Origin of the sequence: Roseococcus thiosulfatophilus, assembly GCF_017311575.1 — a bacterium.
In the GTDB taxonomy this organism is placed as follows: domain Bacteria; phylum Pseudomonadota; class Alphaproteobacteria; order Acetobacterales; family Acetobacteraceae; genus Roseococcus; species Roseococcus thiosulfatophilus.
On the sequence record NZ_JAFFQY010000064.1, the window covers coordinates 96,857 to 110,841 of the forward strand.

At 69.6% G+C, this 13,985-nt stretch carries 17 protein-coding genes; 9 read left to right on the plus strand and 8 right to left on the minus strand.

Going from position 1 to position 13,985, the window contains the following annotated elements; all coding sequences use genetic code 11:
- Window positions 1-10 precede the first annotated feature (10 nt).
- On the plus strand, window positions 11-1,567 hold the full coding sequence (gene guaA, locus JTN19_RS19530) for a glutamine-hydrolyzing GMP synthase (RefSeq protein WP_242531307.1): 1,557 nt from the start codon (window positions 11-13) through the stop codon (window positions 1,565-1,567).
- Window positions 1,568-1,570: 3 nt separating this feature from the next.
- On the opposite strand, the gene JTN19_RS19535 is transcribed toward guaA, so the two are convergent.
- Window positions 1,571-2,035, minus strand: a complete 465-nt coding sequence (locus JTN19_RS19535) for a hypothetical protein (RefSeq protein WP_206936126.1) — start codon at window positions 2,033-2,035, stop codon at window positions 1,571-1,573.
- A 148-nt stretch (window positions 2,036-2,183) separates the two neighbouring features.
- Here JTN19_RS19535 and JTN19_RS19540 point away from each other — a divergent pair, with 148 nt between their 5' ends.
- The 3 genes from JTN19_RS19540 (at window position 2,184) to JTN19_RS19550 (ending at window position 3,395) form a co-directional block, all read left to right on the plus strand.
- Entirely contained in the window at window positions 2,184-2,378 is a 195-nt protein-coding gene (locus JTN19_RS19540) for a hypothetical protein (RefSeq protein WP_206936128.1), read from the plus strand.
- Between the two features lie 68 nt (window positions 2,379-2,446).
- Window positions 2,447-2,803, plus strand: a complete 357-nt coding sequence (locus JTN19_RS19545) for a hypothetical protein (protein ID WP_206936129.1) — start codon at window positions 2,447-2,449, stop codon at window positions 2,801-2,803.
- Window positions 2,804-3,053: 250 nt separating this feature from the next.
- Window positions 3,054-3,395 (plus strand): con-10 family general stress protein, encoded by a 342-nt coding sequence (locus JTN19_RS19550; RefSeq protein WP_206936132.1) that lies wholly within the window; start codon window positions 3,054-3,056, stop codon window positions 3,393-3,395.
- A 49-nt stretch (window positions 3,396-3,444) separates the two neighbouring features.
- Here JTN19_RS19550 and JTN19_RS19555 read toward each other — a convergent pair whose 3' ends face one another.
- Both JTN19_RS19555 and JTN19_RS19560 read right to left on the minus strand, forming a co-directional pair.
- Window positions 3,445-3,828 carry a tryptophan-rich sensory protein gene (locus JTN19_RS19555; RefSeq protein WP_206936134.1) on the minus strand — a complete coding sequence of 128 codons (384 nt, stop codon included), beginning with the start codon at window positions 3,826-3,828 and terminating at the stop codon, window positions 3,445-3,447.
- Window positions 3,825-4,682 carry an SDR family oxidoreductase gene (locus tag JTN19_RS19560; protein ID WP_206936136.1) on the minus strand — a complete coding sequence of 286 codons (858 nt, stop codon included), beginning with the start codon at window positions 4,680-4,682 and terminating at the stop codon, window positions 3,825-3,827. Before JTN19_RS19560 ends, JTN19_RS19555 begins: the two co-directional genes overlap by 4 nt.
- A 106-nt stretch (window positions 4,683-4,788) precedes the next feature.
- Here JTN19_RS19560 and JTN19_RS19565 point away from each other — a divergent pair, with 106 nt between their 5' ends.
- The 5 genes from JTN19_RS19565 (at window position 4,789) to JTN19_RS19585 (ending at window position 8,789) form a co-directional block, all read left to right on the plus strand.
- Window positions 4,789-5,139 carry an ArsC family reductase gene (locus JTN19_RS19565; protein WP_278008944.1) on the plus strand — a complete coding sequence of 117 codons (351 nt, stop codon included), beginning with the start codon at window positions 4,789-4,791 and terminating at the stop codon, window positions 5,137-5,139.
- Between the two features lie 23 nt (window positions 5,140-5,162).
- Complete coding sequence (locus JTN19_RS19570; protein WP_206936137.1) at window positions 5,163-5,369, plus strand: hypothetical protein; 207 nt, start codon at window positions 5,163-5,165, stop codon at window positions 5,367-5,369.
- A gap of 65 nt (window positions 5,370-5,434) precedes the next feature.
- Window positions 5,435-7,003 (plus strand): ABC transporter substrate-binding protein, encoded by a 1,569-nt coding sequence (locus JTN19_RS19575; RefSeq protein ID WP_206936139.1) that lies wholly within the window; start codon window positions 5,435-5,437, stop codon window positions 7,001-7,003.
- 14 nt (window positions 7,004-7,017) lie between these two features.
- Window positions 7,018-8,304, plus strand: a complete 1,287-nt coding sequence (locus JTN19_RS19580) for an ArgE/DapE family deacylase (protein ID WP_206936155.1) — start codon at window positions 7,018-7,020, stop codon at window positions 8,302-8,304.
- A complete protein-coding gene (locus JTN19_RS19585) occupies window positions 8,301-8,789 on the plus strand; it encodes a nucleoside deaminase (RefSeq protein ID WP_206936157.1) in 489 nt (162 codons plus the stop codon). Before JTN19_RS19580 ends, JTN19_RS19585 begins: the two co-directional genes overlap by 4 nt.
- On the opposite strand, the gene cuyB is transcribed toward JTN19_RS19585, so the two are convergent.
- The 5 genes from cuyB to glpX form a co-directional block, all read right to left on the minus strand.
- Complete coding sequence (gene cuyB, locus JTN19_RS19590) at window positions 8,774-9,472, minus strand: cysteate racemase (RefSeq protein ID WP_206936160.1); 699 nt, start codon at window positions 9,470-9,472, stop codon at window positions 8,774-8,776. The genes JTN19_RS19585 and cuyB overlap by 16 nt on opposite strands.
- On the minus strand, window positions 9,469-10,224 hold the full coding sequence (locus tag JTN19_RS19595; protein WP_242531308.1) for a sulfite exporter TauE/SafE family protein: 756 nt from the start codon (window positions 10,222-10,224) through the stop codon (window positions 9,469-9,471). Before JTN19_RS19595 ends, cuyB begins: the two co-directional genes overlap by 4 nt.
- Before the next feature lie 103 nt (window positions 10,225-10,327).
- Complete coding sequence (locus JTN19_RS19600; protein ID WP_340643375.1) at window positions 10,328-10,972, minus strand: hypothetical protein; 645 nt, start codon at window positions 10,970-10,972, stop codon at window positions 10,328-10,330.
- Between the two features lie 246 nt (window positions 10,973-11,218).
- The gene (recJ, locus tag JTN19_RS19605) at window positions 11,219-12,979 is read right to left on the minus strand and encodes a single-stranded-DNA-specific exonuclease RecJ (RefSeq protein ID WP_206936169.1); all 1,761 of its coding nucleotides are present in this window, start codon (window positions 12,977-12,979) and stop codon (window positions 11,219-11,221) included.
- A complete protein-coding gene (gene glpX, locus JTN19_RS19610; protein WP_242531309.1) occupies window positions 12,979-13,980 on the minus strand; it encodes a class II fructose-bisphosphatase in 1,002 nt (333 codons plus the stop codon). Before glpX ends, recJ begins: the two co-directional genes overlap by 1 nt.
- Window positions 13,981-13,985: the final 5 nt, after the last annotated feature.

The following is a 13,985-nucleotide window of genomic DNA, read 5'->3' on the forward strand; positions in this document are numbered from 1 at the left end:
CCAAGCGGCCATGAGCCAGCACGACCGCATCCTCATCCTCGATTTCGGCAGCCAGGTGACGCAGCTCATCGCGCGGCGCCTGCGTGAATCCGGCGTCTATTGCGAGATCTGGCCTTACAACGCCGCCCCGGAGGCGCGAATCCGGGAATTCGCGCCCAAGGGCATCATCCTCTCCGGCGGCCCGGCCAGCGTGAACGAGGGCGAAAGCCCCCGCCCCCCCGCCGTGGTGTTCGAGATGGGCCTGCCCGTCATGGGCATCTGCTACGGGCAGCAGGCCATGGCGCACCATCTGGGCGGCCTGGTCGAGGGCTCCGACCACAAGGAATTCGGCCGCGCCTTCGTGGACGTGACCGGCGAATGCGCCATCACCCAGGGCGTCTGGGCCCCCGGCGCGCGCGAGCAGGTCTGGATGAGCCATGGCGACCGCATCACGAAGCTGCCCCCCGGCTTCCGCGTGGTGGCCAGCAGCGAGGGCGCGCCCTTCGCCGTCATCGCCGATGACGCGCGCCGCTTCTACGGCACCATGTTCCACCCCGAGGTGGTCCATACCCCGCATGGTGCCCAACTCTTGCAGAACTTCACGCAGGGCGTCTGCGGCTGCCGCGGCGACTGGACCATGGGCGCCTATCGCGCCGAGGCGGTGGCGCGGATTCGCGCCCAGGTGGGGAATGGCCGGGTGATCTGCGGGCTTTCGGGCGGGGTGGATTCCTCGGTGGCCGCCGTGCTGATCCATGAGGCGATCGGCGACCAGCTCACCTGCATCTATGTGGACCATGGCCTCATGCGCGCCAACGAAAGCGCCCAGGTGGTGGCGACCTTCCGCGACCGCTTCAACATCAAGCTGGTCCACCGCGACGCGTCGGACCTGTTCCTGGGCCAGCTTTCGGGCGTCACGGACCCGGAGGTGAAGCGCAAGACCATCGGCCGCCTCTTCATCGAGGTGTTCGAGGAGGAGCAGAACAAGGTCGGCGGCGCGGATTTCCTCGCCCAGGGCACGCTCTACCCGGACGTGATCGAGAGCATCTCGGCCACGGGCGGCCCCTCGGTCACCATCAAGTCGCACCACAATGTGGGCGGGCTGCCGGCCGGAATGCGGATGAAGCTGGTGGAGCCCCTGCGCGACTTGTTCAAGGACGAGGTGCGCGCCCTGGGCCGGGAACTGGGCATGCCGGAGGAGATCGTGGGCCGGCACCCCTTCCCCGGGCCTGGCCTCGCCATCCGCATCCCCGGCGAGGTCACGCGGGAGAAGGCGGACATCCTGCGCAAGGTGGACAGCATCTTCCTGGAGGAAATCCGCGCGGCCGGCCTCTATGACGCCATCTGGCAGGCCTTCGCCGTGCTGCTGCCGGTGCGGACCGTGGGCGTGATGGGCGATGGCCGCACCTATGACAGCGCCTGCGCGCTGCGCGCCGTGACCAGCACGGATGGCATGACGGCCGATGTCTATCCCTTCGACATGTCCTTCCTGACGCGGGTGTCCAACCGCATCGTGAACGAGGTGCGCGGCGTGAACCGCGTGACCTATGACATCACGAGCAAGCCGCCGGGGACGATCGAGTGGGAGTAGGCCTCAGGCAGGCCAGAACTCCAACTGGATCACATCGGGTTCGAAGGGCAGGCTGTCGTCGCGGCGGCCCTCGAACTCCATCCAGCTGACCCGCACCATCACCTCGCTCGCCGGCAGGGCGAAAAAGGGAACGCAGGGCAGAACATCCGGCGCCGAGGGGCTGGCGAGGGTAAAGGTGCGGTAGGGAAACCGCGCCCGCACCGTCTCGACGCGCGTCCAGACCCGGCCGCCCATGGGCTCGTTGTCGGAAGGCACGGGCTGCGAAGCATGGATGGCGATGCGGATGTGCTGTTGCAGGCAGTCTTGGGTGTAGATGACGAGGCCGCTCTGCGGGACATGCAGGCCGCGACGTTCCATCTCGGGCGTGATGTTCTCCGGCGCACGGAAGCCGGCATCTTCCGTGTCGATGACGTAGAACTGCCCATAATCCGATTGCCAGGCGAAATTGGCCCGTCCCAGCAGCGCCATGCGCCTGATCCTTCTCCCATCGGCCCTGGCTTTCGGAATATCATAAAAATGAATGGATGACATCACGGGCAACGGAAACCACCCGCCCCCTTCGCCGGTTCTCCCCTTGTCCGCGCCACGCCGCGGCCAGCACAGGAGGAACCCCACCATGGCCCACAAGAAGCAGGACCATCAGCCCGACCCCGCCTTGGCCGAGCCCAAATTCACCGGCGTGCCCCGCCAGGACCCCAACCCCTCGCCTGGGATCGCCCGGCACTTCTCGCAGGAGCATGATCGGGTGGCGGAAGCGGGCCGCCTCGGCGGCAAGCCCGGGGCGGAAAACACCGACAAGACGCGCGGCTGAGTCGCGCGGGCGGCGGGGCTCCGGGCCTCGCCGCCGCCATTCCTTGCATCCCATCTTGAAGCTTCATCATGCACTTGGCGGAAAAGCTCATGAATGCGGATGTGAAGCACCGTCTGGCCGGCCTGGCCTGCATCCTGGCCGGCGCGGCCATCTCCTGGCCCACCATCTTCGAGCGCATCCAGCTGGCCCAGCAGGGGGCGGCCTCCATCCGGACCTGGTCCGTCGCCTCCGCCCTCGTGGGCCCCCTCGTCATCATTGGCATCACGCTTCTTGTCCTGGGCGCGCGGACCGAACCCCTGACGCGCGATGCGGAGACAAAGCGCTTCAAACCCCTGGGCGCCGTGATCGGCCTGGCCTGCCTGCTGGCGGCGCTCGGCGGGTCCTTGGGCACGATGTATGTGCTGCGGTCCTACGGCTATCGCTGACCAGCGCAGCCGGGGCCGTTGAACGGTCCCGGCGTGAGAATATCCCTGCCCGGTCATTCCAGTAAAACCGCACACACCAAAATTGATGGAGTGTAATCGCCTTCACCAAAGGCCACGCTCAAGGTGGTGTCCAGTCACCGTTAACCTATTTACATATTTAATCACTCTTCATCAAGAAACTACATCAATTTTGACTGGTTGATGTCATGTCCGCCGCCAAGGCGGGCCAGATCAACTGGAGGAATACAACATGGCTGACCAGAAGAGTGAGCGCGGATTTGCCGCGATGGACAACGACAAGCAGCGTGAGATCGCATCCAAGGGTGGGCAGAGCGTGCCCGCCGAAAAGCGGAGCTTCTCGCAAGACCACGAGCTGGCGGCGGAAGCCGGCCGCAAGGGTGGGCAGAGCGTCGCCCCCGGCGACCGTTCCTTCTCGAAGGACCATGCCCTGGCCGCGGAAGCCGGCCGCAAGGGCGGGCAGGCCAGCCAGTCGGGCGGCAGTGGCGGCGCGTCGGGTTCAGGTGGCTCCGGCGGCGGCAACTTCGCCCAGGACCGGGAACGCGCCAGCGAGGCCGGCCGCAACGGTAACTGACCATGCCGCAGGGCGGGAAGGGCCCGGGGCCACGCGCCCCGGGCCTTTTCTATGGGTTGAGCCGGCGGATGGCCTCGGTCAGCGCCACGGCGAAACCCACCCAGAGCAGGTATGGCAGCATCAGCCCCGCCGCCCAGGCGCTGACGGGCAGGAACAGCACGACACAGGCCAGGATGGACAGCCATAGCAGGCCAGCCAGCACCACTGCGCCATTCAGCGAACGAAGCCCCATGAAGACGGCAGGCCAGGCCAGGTTGAGCGCCATCTGCGCGGCCCAGGCGGCCATCTCGACCCCCCAGCCCACCTGGCGCCACACCAGCCACCCTGCCAGCAGGATCATGGGGTAGAGCACCCCCCAGACCACGGGCACCGCCCAATCCGGTGGCTTCCAGCCGGGCTTGCGCAGCCCGGCATACCACTGGGCGCGGTTCACCCGTTCACCACCGTGCCGCCATTGGGGTGGAGCACCTGGCCCGTCATGTAGGAGGAGCGCAACGGGTCGGCGAGGAACAGGTAGCAGGGTGCCACCTCATCCGGCTGTCCCGGCCGGTCGAGCGGCACGCCCGAGCCGTGCGAGGCCGTGCGGTCCTCGTCGAAGGAGGAGGGGATCAGCGGCGTCCAGATCGGGCCCGGCGCCACGCCATTCACCCGGATCTGCCGGTCCTCCCACAGGGCGAGGGCCAGGCTGCGGGTGAAGCCCACGATGGCGCCCTTGGTCGAGGCATAGTCCACCAGCTGCGGGCTGCCCTTATAGGCCGTGACCGAGGTGGAGTTGATGATGGCCGAGCCCTTCGGCATGTGCGGCAGCACCGCCTTGGTCAGCCAGAACATGCCCAGGATGTTGGTGCGGAAGGTGCGGTCCACCTGGCCCACCGGGATCTCCGCGAAGTCCTCGCAGGGGTGCTGCTCGGCCGCGTTGTTCACCAGGATGTCCACCTGGCCGCCCAGGAACTCCACCGCCTCCTGCGCCGCGCGCGCGCAGAATTGCGGGTCGCCGATGTCGCCCGCGATGGCGTGGCCGCGGCCGCCGGCCTCGACGATGTGGCGCAGGGTTTCGGCGGCGTCCTCGTGCTCCTCCTTGTGGAGGATCACCACATCGGCCCCCTCCTTGGCGAAGCCGATGGCCACCGCGCGCCCAATGCCGGAATCACCCCCGCTGATGATGGCGGTCTTGCCCGCCAGCGCGTCGCCGCCGGGCCAGTCCTCCATGAAGCTGCGCGGGCGGGGCGTCATGTCGGCCTCGCTGCCGGGTTGGTGGTCCTGATGCTGCGGGGGCTGCTTGGCCATGGGAATGCTCCGGGTGTGCAACGGCAACGCCGGACGCAGAAGCCGGTTTCACCGCACCCCCGAAAGGCGCCATGCTGGCGGCACCCAAGGGACGAGGACGCGGCCATTGATCACGCTGTACGGCATCCGCAACTGCGACACGGTGATGAAGGCGCGGGCCTGGCTGGATCAGGCGGGGGTGGCCCACCGCTTCCATGACTTCAAGACCGATGGCCTGCCCCCTGCCCTGCTCGGCGCCTGGGTGCAGGAACTGGGCTGGGAGGCGCTGCTGAACCGCGCCGGCACCACCTTCCGCAAGCTGCCCGAGGCCGAGCGCGCCGACCTGACCGAGGCGCGCGCCGTCAAGCTGATGCTGGCCCAGCCCTCGATGGTGAAGCGGCCCGTGCTGGACCTCGGCGCGCGGCGGATGCTGGGCTTCAAGCCCGAGCTTTACGCGGCCGCGCTTGGCCCCACGTGAGTCGGAACACAGGGAGGGACATCATGGATCACCGCAACCCGCGCCACGAGGTCAGCATCGCGGGCCGATTCGTGGGCTTCAGCATCATCGGCTCCACCGTCATCTTCATCATCTTCCTGGAGAAATTCGGCGCGCCGCACTACCAGCCCTGGATCAAGTGGATGCTGCTGGGCGCGCTGGTGGCCGGTGTGGGCATCCCCCTGTTGTTCTTCCGCCGTCGCGTGGAGTGACGGCTTGACAGGGGCGGGCCCGCCGCATCGCATGGCATCCTTCACCGCCCTGACGAGAGCCTTTCATGCAACGCCGCGCCCTGCTCGCCTCGCCCTTTCTCGCCCTGCCCACGGGGGTGGCGCTGGCCCAGCCCAACCGCCCGCTGACGGTCGGCATGGCCGGCATCCCGACCGGGATGGACCCCCACTTCCACAGCACCAACAACAACAACGCGCTGCTGGGCCAGATCTTCGAGACACTGGTCCTCATGCACACCGATGGCAGCCTGCGCCCGCGCTTGGCGGAATCCTGGCGGGTGGTGGATGACCTGACCTGGGAGTTCAAGCTGCGCTCCGGCGTGCGCTTCCACGACGGCACGCCCTTCGAGCCAGAGGACATCGCCTTCAGCTTCGAGCGCGTGCCCCAGGTGCCCAACTCGCCCGGCCCCTTCACCCCCATGGTCCGCAGCGTGCGCCGGGTGGAGGTGGTGGACCCCGTGACGGTGCGCTTCCACACCAGCGCGCCCACGCCCTTCTTCCCGCGCGACATCATCGCGATCCATATCCTGTCGCGCCGCATCCACGCGAATGCGACGCTGGCCGACTTCAACGCGGGCCGGGGCATGATCGGCACCGGGCCTTACAAATTCGTCTCCTACGCCCAGGGCGAGCGGCTGGAGGTGGAGCGCAACCCCGATTACTGGGGCGAGCCCGCGCCCTGGCCGCGCGCCGTCTTCCGCTTCCTGACCAATGCCGGGGCGCGCAGCGCGGCGCTGCTGGCGGGTGATGTGGACCTGATCGACAACGTCCCCTTCCAGGACATCCCGCGCTTCAACAACGACCCGCGCATCGCGCTGTTCAGCGTGGACAGCGTCACCACCAGCTACATCATGCCCGACACGGTGCGCGAACCGGCGCCGCACATGTTCAACCGCGCGGGCCAGCCGCTGGAGCGCAACCCGCTGCGTGACGTGCGGGTGCGCCAGGCGCTCAGCCTCGCCATTCCGCGCCAGGGCATCGTGGAGCGGCTGTTCCAGGGCCAGGGGCGGCCGGCCAACCAGTTCGCCGCCCCCTCCCTGCCCGACCGCGTGCCGGACCTGCCGGAGATGGCCTATGACGTGAACCGCGCCCGCGCCCTGCTGCGCGAGGCGGGCTGGGGCGAGGGCTTCCGCCTCAACATCCATGGTCCCAATGGCTGGATTCCGGGCGATGCGGACCTGCTGCAGGCGGTGGCCCAGGGCTGGACGCGCGCGGGCATCGAGACGCGGGTGGAGGTGCTGCCCCCGGCCAATTTCTACAGCCGCGCCACGGCCCGCGAATTCTCCGTGATCTTCGCGACCTTCACCACCAGCACCGCGGCCAACATGATGCGCCAGGTGGCGATGACGCGGGACCCGGCGACGGGTGTCGGCCCCTTCAACCGCCTGCTCTATTCCAACGCCGAGGTGGACCGCCCGCTGGAGGAAGCGCTGCGGACCATGGACGAGGCGCGCCGCACCGCGCTGACCCAGCAGGCCATGCGGGCGCTGACGGCGGATCTCGGGATCATCCCGGTGCACTATTTGCGGAACAACTGGGCGGGGCTGCGGAACCGGGTGCGGTATGATCCCTCGCCGCTCTTCTACACCAACGCCATCCTGGCCACCCCGGCCTGAACAGGACCCGTCCCATGGCTGACCAAGCGATCCTCCAGCGTCTGTCCGAAGCGGTGGAGGCGGGCTTCGACGAGCAGGTGCGCTTCCTGGCCGAGATCGTCCGCCACCCCTCGCTGCGCGGGCGCGAGGGGCCCCTGCAAGACCATATCGCGCGCTGCTTCGCGCAGCGCGGCTATGTGGTGGACCGTTTCTCCATCGCCGACGTGCCGCTGAAGGACCACCCGAAGGCGAGCCCCATGGTGGAGGTGGACCCGGCGCTGTCCATGCAGGTGGTGGCCACGAAGCGGGCCGAGCCCGCCACGGGTCGCAGCCTGATCATCCAGGGCCACATCGACGTGGTGCCCGAGGGCCCGCACGAGATGTGGAGCCACCCGCCCTACGCCGCCGCCATCCATGATGGCTGGATGTATGGCCGCGGCGCGCATGACATGAAGGCGGGCGTGGCCGCCATGTGCTTCGCCATGGAGGCCGTCACGCGCGCGGGCTATGCCCCCTGCGGCGATGTCTACCTCCAGACCGTGACGGAGGAGGAGAGCACCGGCAATGGCGCGCTGGCGACCCTGCTGCGCGGCTACCGCGCCGATGCCTGCCTGATCCTGGAGCCCACCGGCGGCACCATCACCCGCGCGCACACCGGCACGCTGTGGTTCCGCATCCGCGTGCGCGGCGTGCCCGTGCATGTGGCCGTGGCGCAGACGGGCAGCAACGCGATCATGAGCGCCTATCACCTCATCCAGGCGCTCTATGACCACACGGCGGCGGTGAACGAGGCCGCCAAATCCCACCCCTGGTACAAGGACGTGCCGGACCCGGTGAAGTTCAACCCGGGCATCATCCGCGGCGGCGACTGGGCCAGCTCCACGCCCGCCTGGTGCGAGGTGGATTGCCGCATCGGCCTGCTGCCCGGCACCGACGTGGCCGAGGCGCGGGCCGGGGTGGAACGCGCCGTGGCCGCCGCTGCGCGCTCCAACAACTTCCTGGCCAACAACCCGCCGGACATCCTCTGGCACGGCTTCCTGGCCGATGGCTATGTGCTGGAACCGGGTACCGAGGCCGAGGCCGTGCTGGCCGACGCCCACCGCCAGGCCTTCGGCGAGGACATGCCCGCCCGCATCACGACGGCGGTGAACGACACGCGCTTCTACGGGCTGTATTTCGACATCCCGGCGCTGTGCTACGGCCCCAAGGGCGAGGGCGCGCATGCCTTCGACGAGCGGACGAACCTCGCGCACCTCAAGACCACGACGCTGGCCATGGCCACCTTCATCGCGGATTGGTGCGGGGTGAAGCCGGTCGGATGAGCGCCTCGGCGCTGGACCTCGCGCTGCTGCGCCGCGCCTTCGCCCTGGCCGGTGAAGCGCGCGCGCGCGGCGACCGGCCCTTCGCGGCCGTGATCGCCGAGGCTGACGGCACGGTGCTGGCGGAGGGCATGTCCACCCAGGGCGCGGGCGGCGGCGGCACGCTGGCCCATTCGGAGATGAACGCCTGCAGGGCCGTGATCGCCTCCGGCATTCCGCGTGAGAGGCTGCGCGCGGCCACCATCTATTCCAGCGGCGAACCCTGCGCCATGTGCGCGGCGGCCATCTTCTACACGGGGCTGGGGCGCGTGGTGTACGGGCTCTCGGCCGGCGCCATCCTGCATCTGCGGAACGCCAGGCCCGAGAATGCGGGCCTCTCGCTCTCCTGCCGGGCAGTGCTGGAGAGCGCGGCCGAACCCGTCACGGTGCTGGGCCCGCTGCTGGAAGACGAGGGCGCCCTCCCGCACCAGGGCTACTGGACCGGCTGACGCCCCGACCACTCGATGGCGGCGCGGGCGAGCGCGGCCACCGTGTCCACCACCGGGAATTCCAGCGCCGGGCCGGCCGCAATGCCGAGCGGGATTTCCGTGCAGCCCAGCACCACGGCCTTCGCCCCCCGCGCGCGCAGCAGGCGGGCGGCCTCGGCCAGCGGGGCGTAGGCTTCCTGCACCCTGTTGGCCTTCACGGCGCCGATGGCCGGGGTGACGAGGCGCGCCATCTCTTCCTCGCTCGGCGTCAGGCATTCGAAACCGATGCGCTCCTGGTAGAGCCGCATGGCCAGCGTGCCGGCCGTGCCCATCAGCCCGATGGGCCCCTCGCTCACGCCCTGGCGCAGCAGGTCGGCCCGCGCCGCGTCCACGATGTGCAGGATGGGAAGCGCCGTCTGCGCCGCCATGGCGTCGAACCAGCCATGGGCGGTGTTGCAGGGGATGGCGATGGCCCCTGCCCCGGCCGCCTCCAGCCCGCGGATGCCGCGCATCAGGGCCGGCAAGGGGTCCTCGCCGCCGGCCAGGCGTGCGGCGGTGCGGTTGGGCACGCGCGGGTCGGACCAGAGGATGGTGGGGATATGGTCCTGATCGTCCTCGGCCGGCGTCAGCAGGGTCAGTTGCCGCATGAAGTCGGCCGAGGCCAACGGTCCCATGCCGCCCAAGACGCCCAGGATTTGTGTCATCGAAGCCCCTCATAGACCAGCTGGCAGCCGGTCACGAACAACAGCACATGGATGATGCGGTAGAAGAGCTTGTCATCCACCCGCGCGGAAAGCCAGACGCCGAGCTTGATCCCGATGGGGGCCAGCGGCAGCAGCACCAGGCTGGTCAGCACGTTCTGCACGGACAGCGCGCCCAGGAAGAAATACGGCACCAGCTTCACGTAGTTGATGCTGGCGAAGAAGAAGACGGTGGTGGCGGCGAGCCGCGCGCGCTCCAGCCGCAGCGGGTAGAGATAGACGGCGAGCGGCGGCCCGCCCGCATGGGCGATGAAGCTGGTGAAGCCCGAGACGCCGCCCCAGAAATTACCCTTCGCATGGTTGGTCTCGGCCGGCTTGCGGCTGGCCCCCGCCCGCTCCAGCCAGAGACTGCGCGCGATGAAGGCCAGCGTGATGACGCCGATGATGAGCTTCACCGCGGCATCGGACAGCGCGCCGAAGACCAGGCTGCCGGCCCCGATGCCCAGCATCGCCCCTGGCAGGGTGGCGCGCAGCTGCGCCACATCCCACTTCCCCCACCAGGCCCGCAGCGCCGAGATGTCCATGGCGCACAGCACCGGCAGGGCGATCCCCGCCGCCTGGGGGGCCGGGATGGCCAGCGACATGAGCGGCACGGCGGCATTCCCCGCCCCCGAGGCGAAGCCGCCCTTGCTGATGCCCGTCAGCAGGAAGGCCGGGATGGCCAGCGCGTAGAACCAGGGATCGGTGATGAGCAAGGCGGGCGACCTCGGCCGGGAGGGATGCCTCCTTATGGGCCGTGTCGGCTGCCTGGGGAATGCGCCGCCGGCGCGTGTCACGGCGCCGGCGCCCGGCCTCTGCTCAATCCTTGTCCAGCGGGGCGCCATCCCAGCCCTCGGCACGGGCGGGGAGTTCCATGAAGTTGGCCGCGGCGGCGGCGCGGGCCATCAGGGCGCGCAGGGCAGGATTCTGGTCCCCGCCCTCATCCATCAGCGCGTCCATGGGGCAGTAGAACTCATGGGCATGGGCGGTCTGCGAGGACACGAAGCCCATGTAGTGCTGCGGCCGCAGGGCGAAGAGCACCCGCGCATCGCGCACCGGCAGGATCAGCGGCGCGCGCGGCTCGTGGTTGATGGTGCGGATCAGCCGCCAGCGCGGGATGGCGCTGCCGGGCCGGATCGGCTGCATCAGCCAGTCCACCGGACACACCGCGAGCAGGGAGCCCGTGGAGGGCGCGAAGCGCGAGCGCTTGTCCAGCAGGTTCTGGTAGGTGCTGCACGCCTCGATGCAGAGGATGTCCACATAGGGCTCGTCCGGGCGGGGGCTGAAGTGGAGGTAGAGCCCATCCGGCAGGGTCTTGAGCTGCTTCGAACCCGGCAGCTTCAGATAGGGCTGGTGGACGGTGCAGGCACTGTCCGGCCGCGCCTTCAGCCAGGTTCCCGGCTGCTTGAGGGACGGCTCGATGCCGGGCGGGCGCTGGGGCCAGCGGTCGAGGGATTCCCGCACCTTTCTATCCAATACGGGCCCTTTCATGACAGGAAGAATTTCACCCATGGATTGCACTCCTAGTTCCTATCACGCCATGGGGTTGATTTTAATCATAGGTTAAACGTCATCCGCAAAGGGCATTTTGGGTTTGGTTGAAATTTTTCTTGCAGCACAACCGCGCGCGATCCATGGACGTCGCGGAATTTCAGTGATCTACAGGAATTTTCTCTCACTCATTCTGAACGCTGGCGGAACAAGGCGCGTTCAGCAGCGCGCGGCGTCCAGAATATGGAACCCGACGCCCACCTGGTCCTGCCAGTGTTCCGTCCGCAGGTAGCCGCAGAGGTTCAGTGCCGCGCCAGGGAAATCCAGCGCCGCGGCCAAGGGGCCATCTCCCGCGCGAAAGCACACGGCCTTGAGCCGCCCGCCATCCTCGCCCTGGAGGAAGCTGCGGATGGTGGTTCCTTCCCGCCCCACGCGGCTGGCTTTCACGACGCGCGCGCGGGTCAGGGCCAGCACCGGCTCGTCATGCCCCGCGCCGAAGGGGCCGAGGTTCGCCACGGCTTGCGCCAGTTCGAGCGTGGCACCGCGCACCGTCAGCGCGCCGTCCAGCACCATGGGCGCCATGTCCGGAAGGTCACGCGCGGGGGCAAGCGCCTCGTCGAGCAGGGCGTGCAGCGCGGGCAGACGCGCGGCCTCGATGGTAAAGCCCGCGGCCATGGCGTGCCCGCCGCCCGCCACCAGCAGCCCCGCCTGGCGGGCGGCGATCACGGCGGCCCCCAGGTCGAAGCCTGGCACGGAGCGTCCCGAGCCCTTGGCCATGCCATCCGCCACGCCGGCCACGCAGGCTGGCCGGTTGAAGCGTTCGCGCACCCGGCCGGCCACGATGCCGACCACGCCCGGGTGCCAGCCCTCGCCATGCAGCAGCAGCACGGCATGGCCCGCCTCACGCTGCGCCTCGGCCTGGCGCATGGCGGAGGCCAGCACGCCGGCCTCGACCTCCTGGCGTTCGCGGTTCACGGAATCCAGCCGCTCGGCCATGGCGCGGGCGGCGATGGGGTCGGCCTCGGTCAGCAGGCGCAAGCCCAGGTCGGGCGCCGCGATGCGCCCGCCCGCATTGATGCGCGGGCCCAGCACGAAGCCCAGCGTGTGCGCGCTGGGCGCATCGCGCGCCGCGGCCAAGTCCAGCAGCGCGGCCATCCCGGCGCGCTCGCGCCGCCCCAGCACCCGCAGGCCCTGCACCACGAGCGCCCGGTTCACGCCCACCAGCGGCACCACGTCGCAGACCGTCGCCAGCGCCACCAGGTCCAGCAGCAGGCGAAGGTCGGGCTCCGGTCGCGCCGCGAAAAAGCCCCGCCGTCGCAGTTCGCGCTGAATGGCGACGGTGGCCAGGAAGGCCACGCCGGCCGCGCACAGCTGGCGAAGGCCCGAGGCGCAGTCGAAGCGGTTGGGGTTCACCGCCGCCACCACGCGCGGCGGCGCGCCGTCGGATTTGTGGTGGTCCAGCACCACCACATCGGCCTGGCCGTCCGCCACCGCCAGCGCCTCATGCGCCGCGATGCCGCAATCCACGCAGATGATGAGGTTGGCCCCCTCCGCCACCAGCCGCGCGATGGCGGGGCCATTGGGGCCATAGCCCTCGGCAAGGCGATCGGGCACGTAGTGGGTGGCCTCCACCCCCCATGCGCGCAATGCATGCAGCATGATGGCGCCCGAGCACGCGCCGTCCACGTCGTAGTCCGCATAGACGGCCACGCGTTCGCGGCGCGCCACCGCGTCCGCGATGCGCCCGGCGGCCGCGTCCATGTCCAGCAGCACCGAGGGGTCGGGCAGCAGGGCGCGCAGCGTCGGGTTCAGGAAGGCCTCGGCGGCGTCGAGGCCGATGCCCCGCGCCGCCATCAGCCGGCCGATCAGTTCCGGCAGGCCCAGGCGTTGGGACAGCCCGGCCGCGACCCGTCCCTCATGCGGGCGCCAGAGCCAGCGGCGCCCGCTCAGGCTCCGCTCGACCCCGAGCGCGGTCTCCATCAGAAAATGGGCTTCACGCGGAAATTGTGCTGGCCCTCGACATAGCGCACCGTGCCGGACTTGCTGCGCATCACGATGGAATGCGTGGTCGCGCCGCCGGCGAAGAAGCGCACGCCGCGCAGCAGCGGGCCGGTGGTGACGCCGGTGGCGGCGAACATGACGTCGCCCTTGGCCATGTCCTCCATGGAATACTTGGCGTGGATGTCGGTGATGCCCATCTCGCGCGCGCGCTCGATTTGGGTGTCGTCCTCGAAGATCAGGCGCCCCTGCATCTGGCCGCCGATGCAGCGAAGTGCCGCCGCCGCCAGCACGCCCTCGGGGGCGCCGCCCCAGCCCAGATACATGTCCACGCCCGCCTCGGGCTGCGCCACCGCCACCACGCCGAAGACGTCGCCATCGGGGATCAGCATCAGGCGCGCACCGGCCGCGCGGCAGGCCTTGATGATGTCCTTGTGGCGGTCACGGTCCAGCGTGCAGACGGTCAGGTCGCCCACGCCCACGCCCTTGGCCTTGGCCAGTGCGTGCAGGTTTTCCTCCGGGCTGCGGTCCAGGTCCACCACGCCCTCGGGCAGGCCGGGGCCGACGGCGATCTTGTCCATGTAGACATCGGGGGCGTGCAGGAAGCCGCCGCGCCCGGCCAGCGCCACCACGGCCATGGCGTTGGGTCCGCCCTTGGCGGTGATGGAGGTGCCCTCCAGCGGGTCTACCGCGATGTCGGCGCGCATGCCGCCGCCGGACTTGGCGTAGAGCCCCACCTTCTCGCCGATGTAGAGCATCGGCGCCTCGTCCATCTCGCCCTCGCCGATCACGACGGTGCCATCAATGGCCACGCTGTCGAAGGCGGCGCGCATGGCCTCCACCGCCGCGCCATCGGCCGCGTTCTTGTCGCCCTTGCCGACCCAGCGGCTGGCCGAGAGGGCGGCAGCCTCGGTCACGCGCACCAGCTCCAGCGCCAGGTTGCGGTCCACCTGCATCATGGGCTTGGCTTCGGTCTCGCTCATTGGTC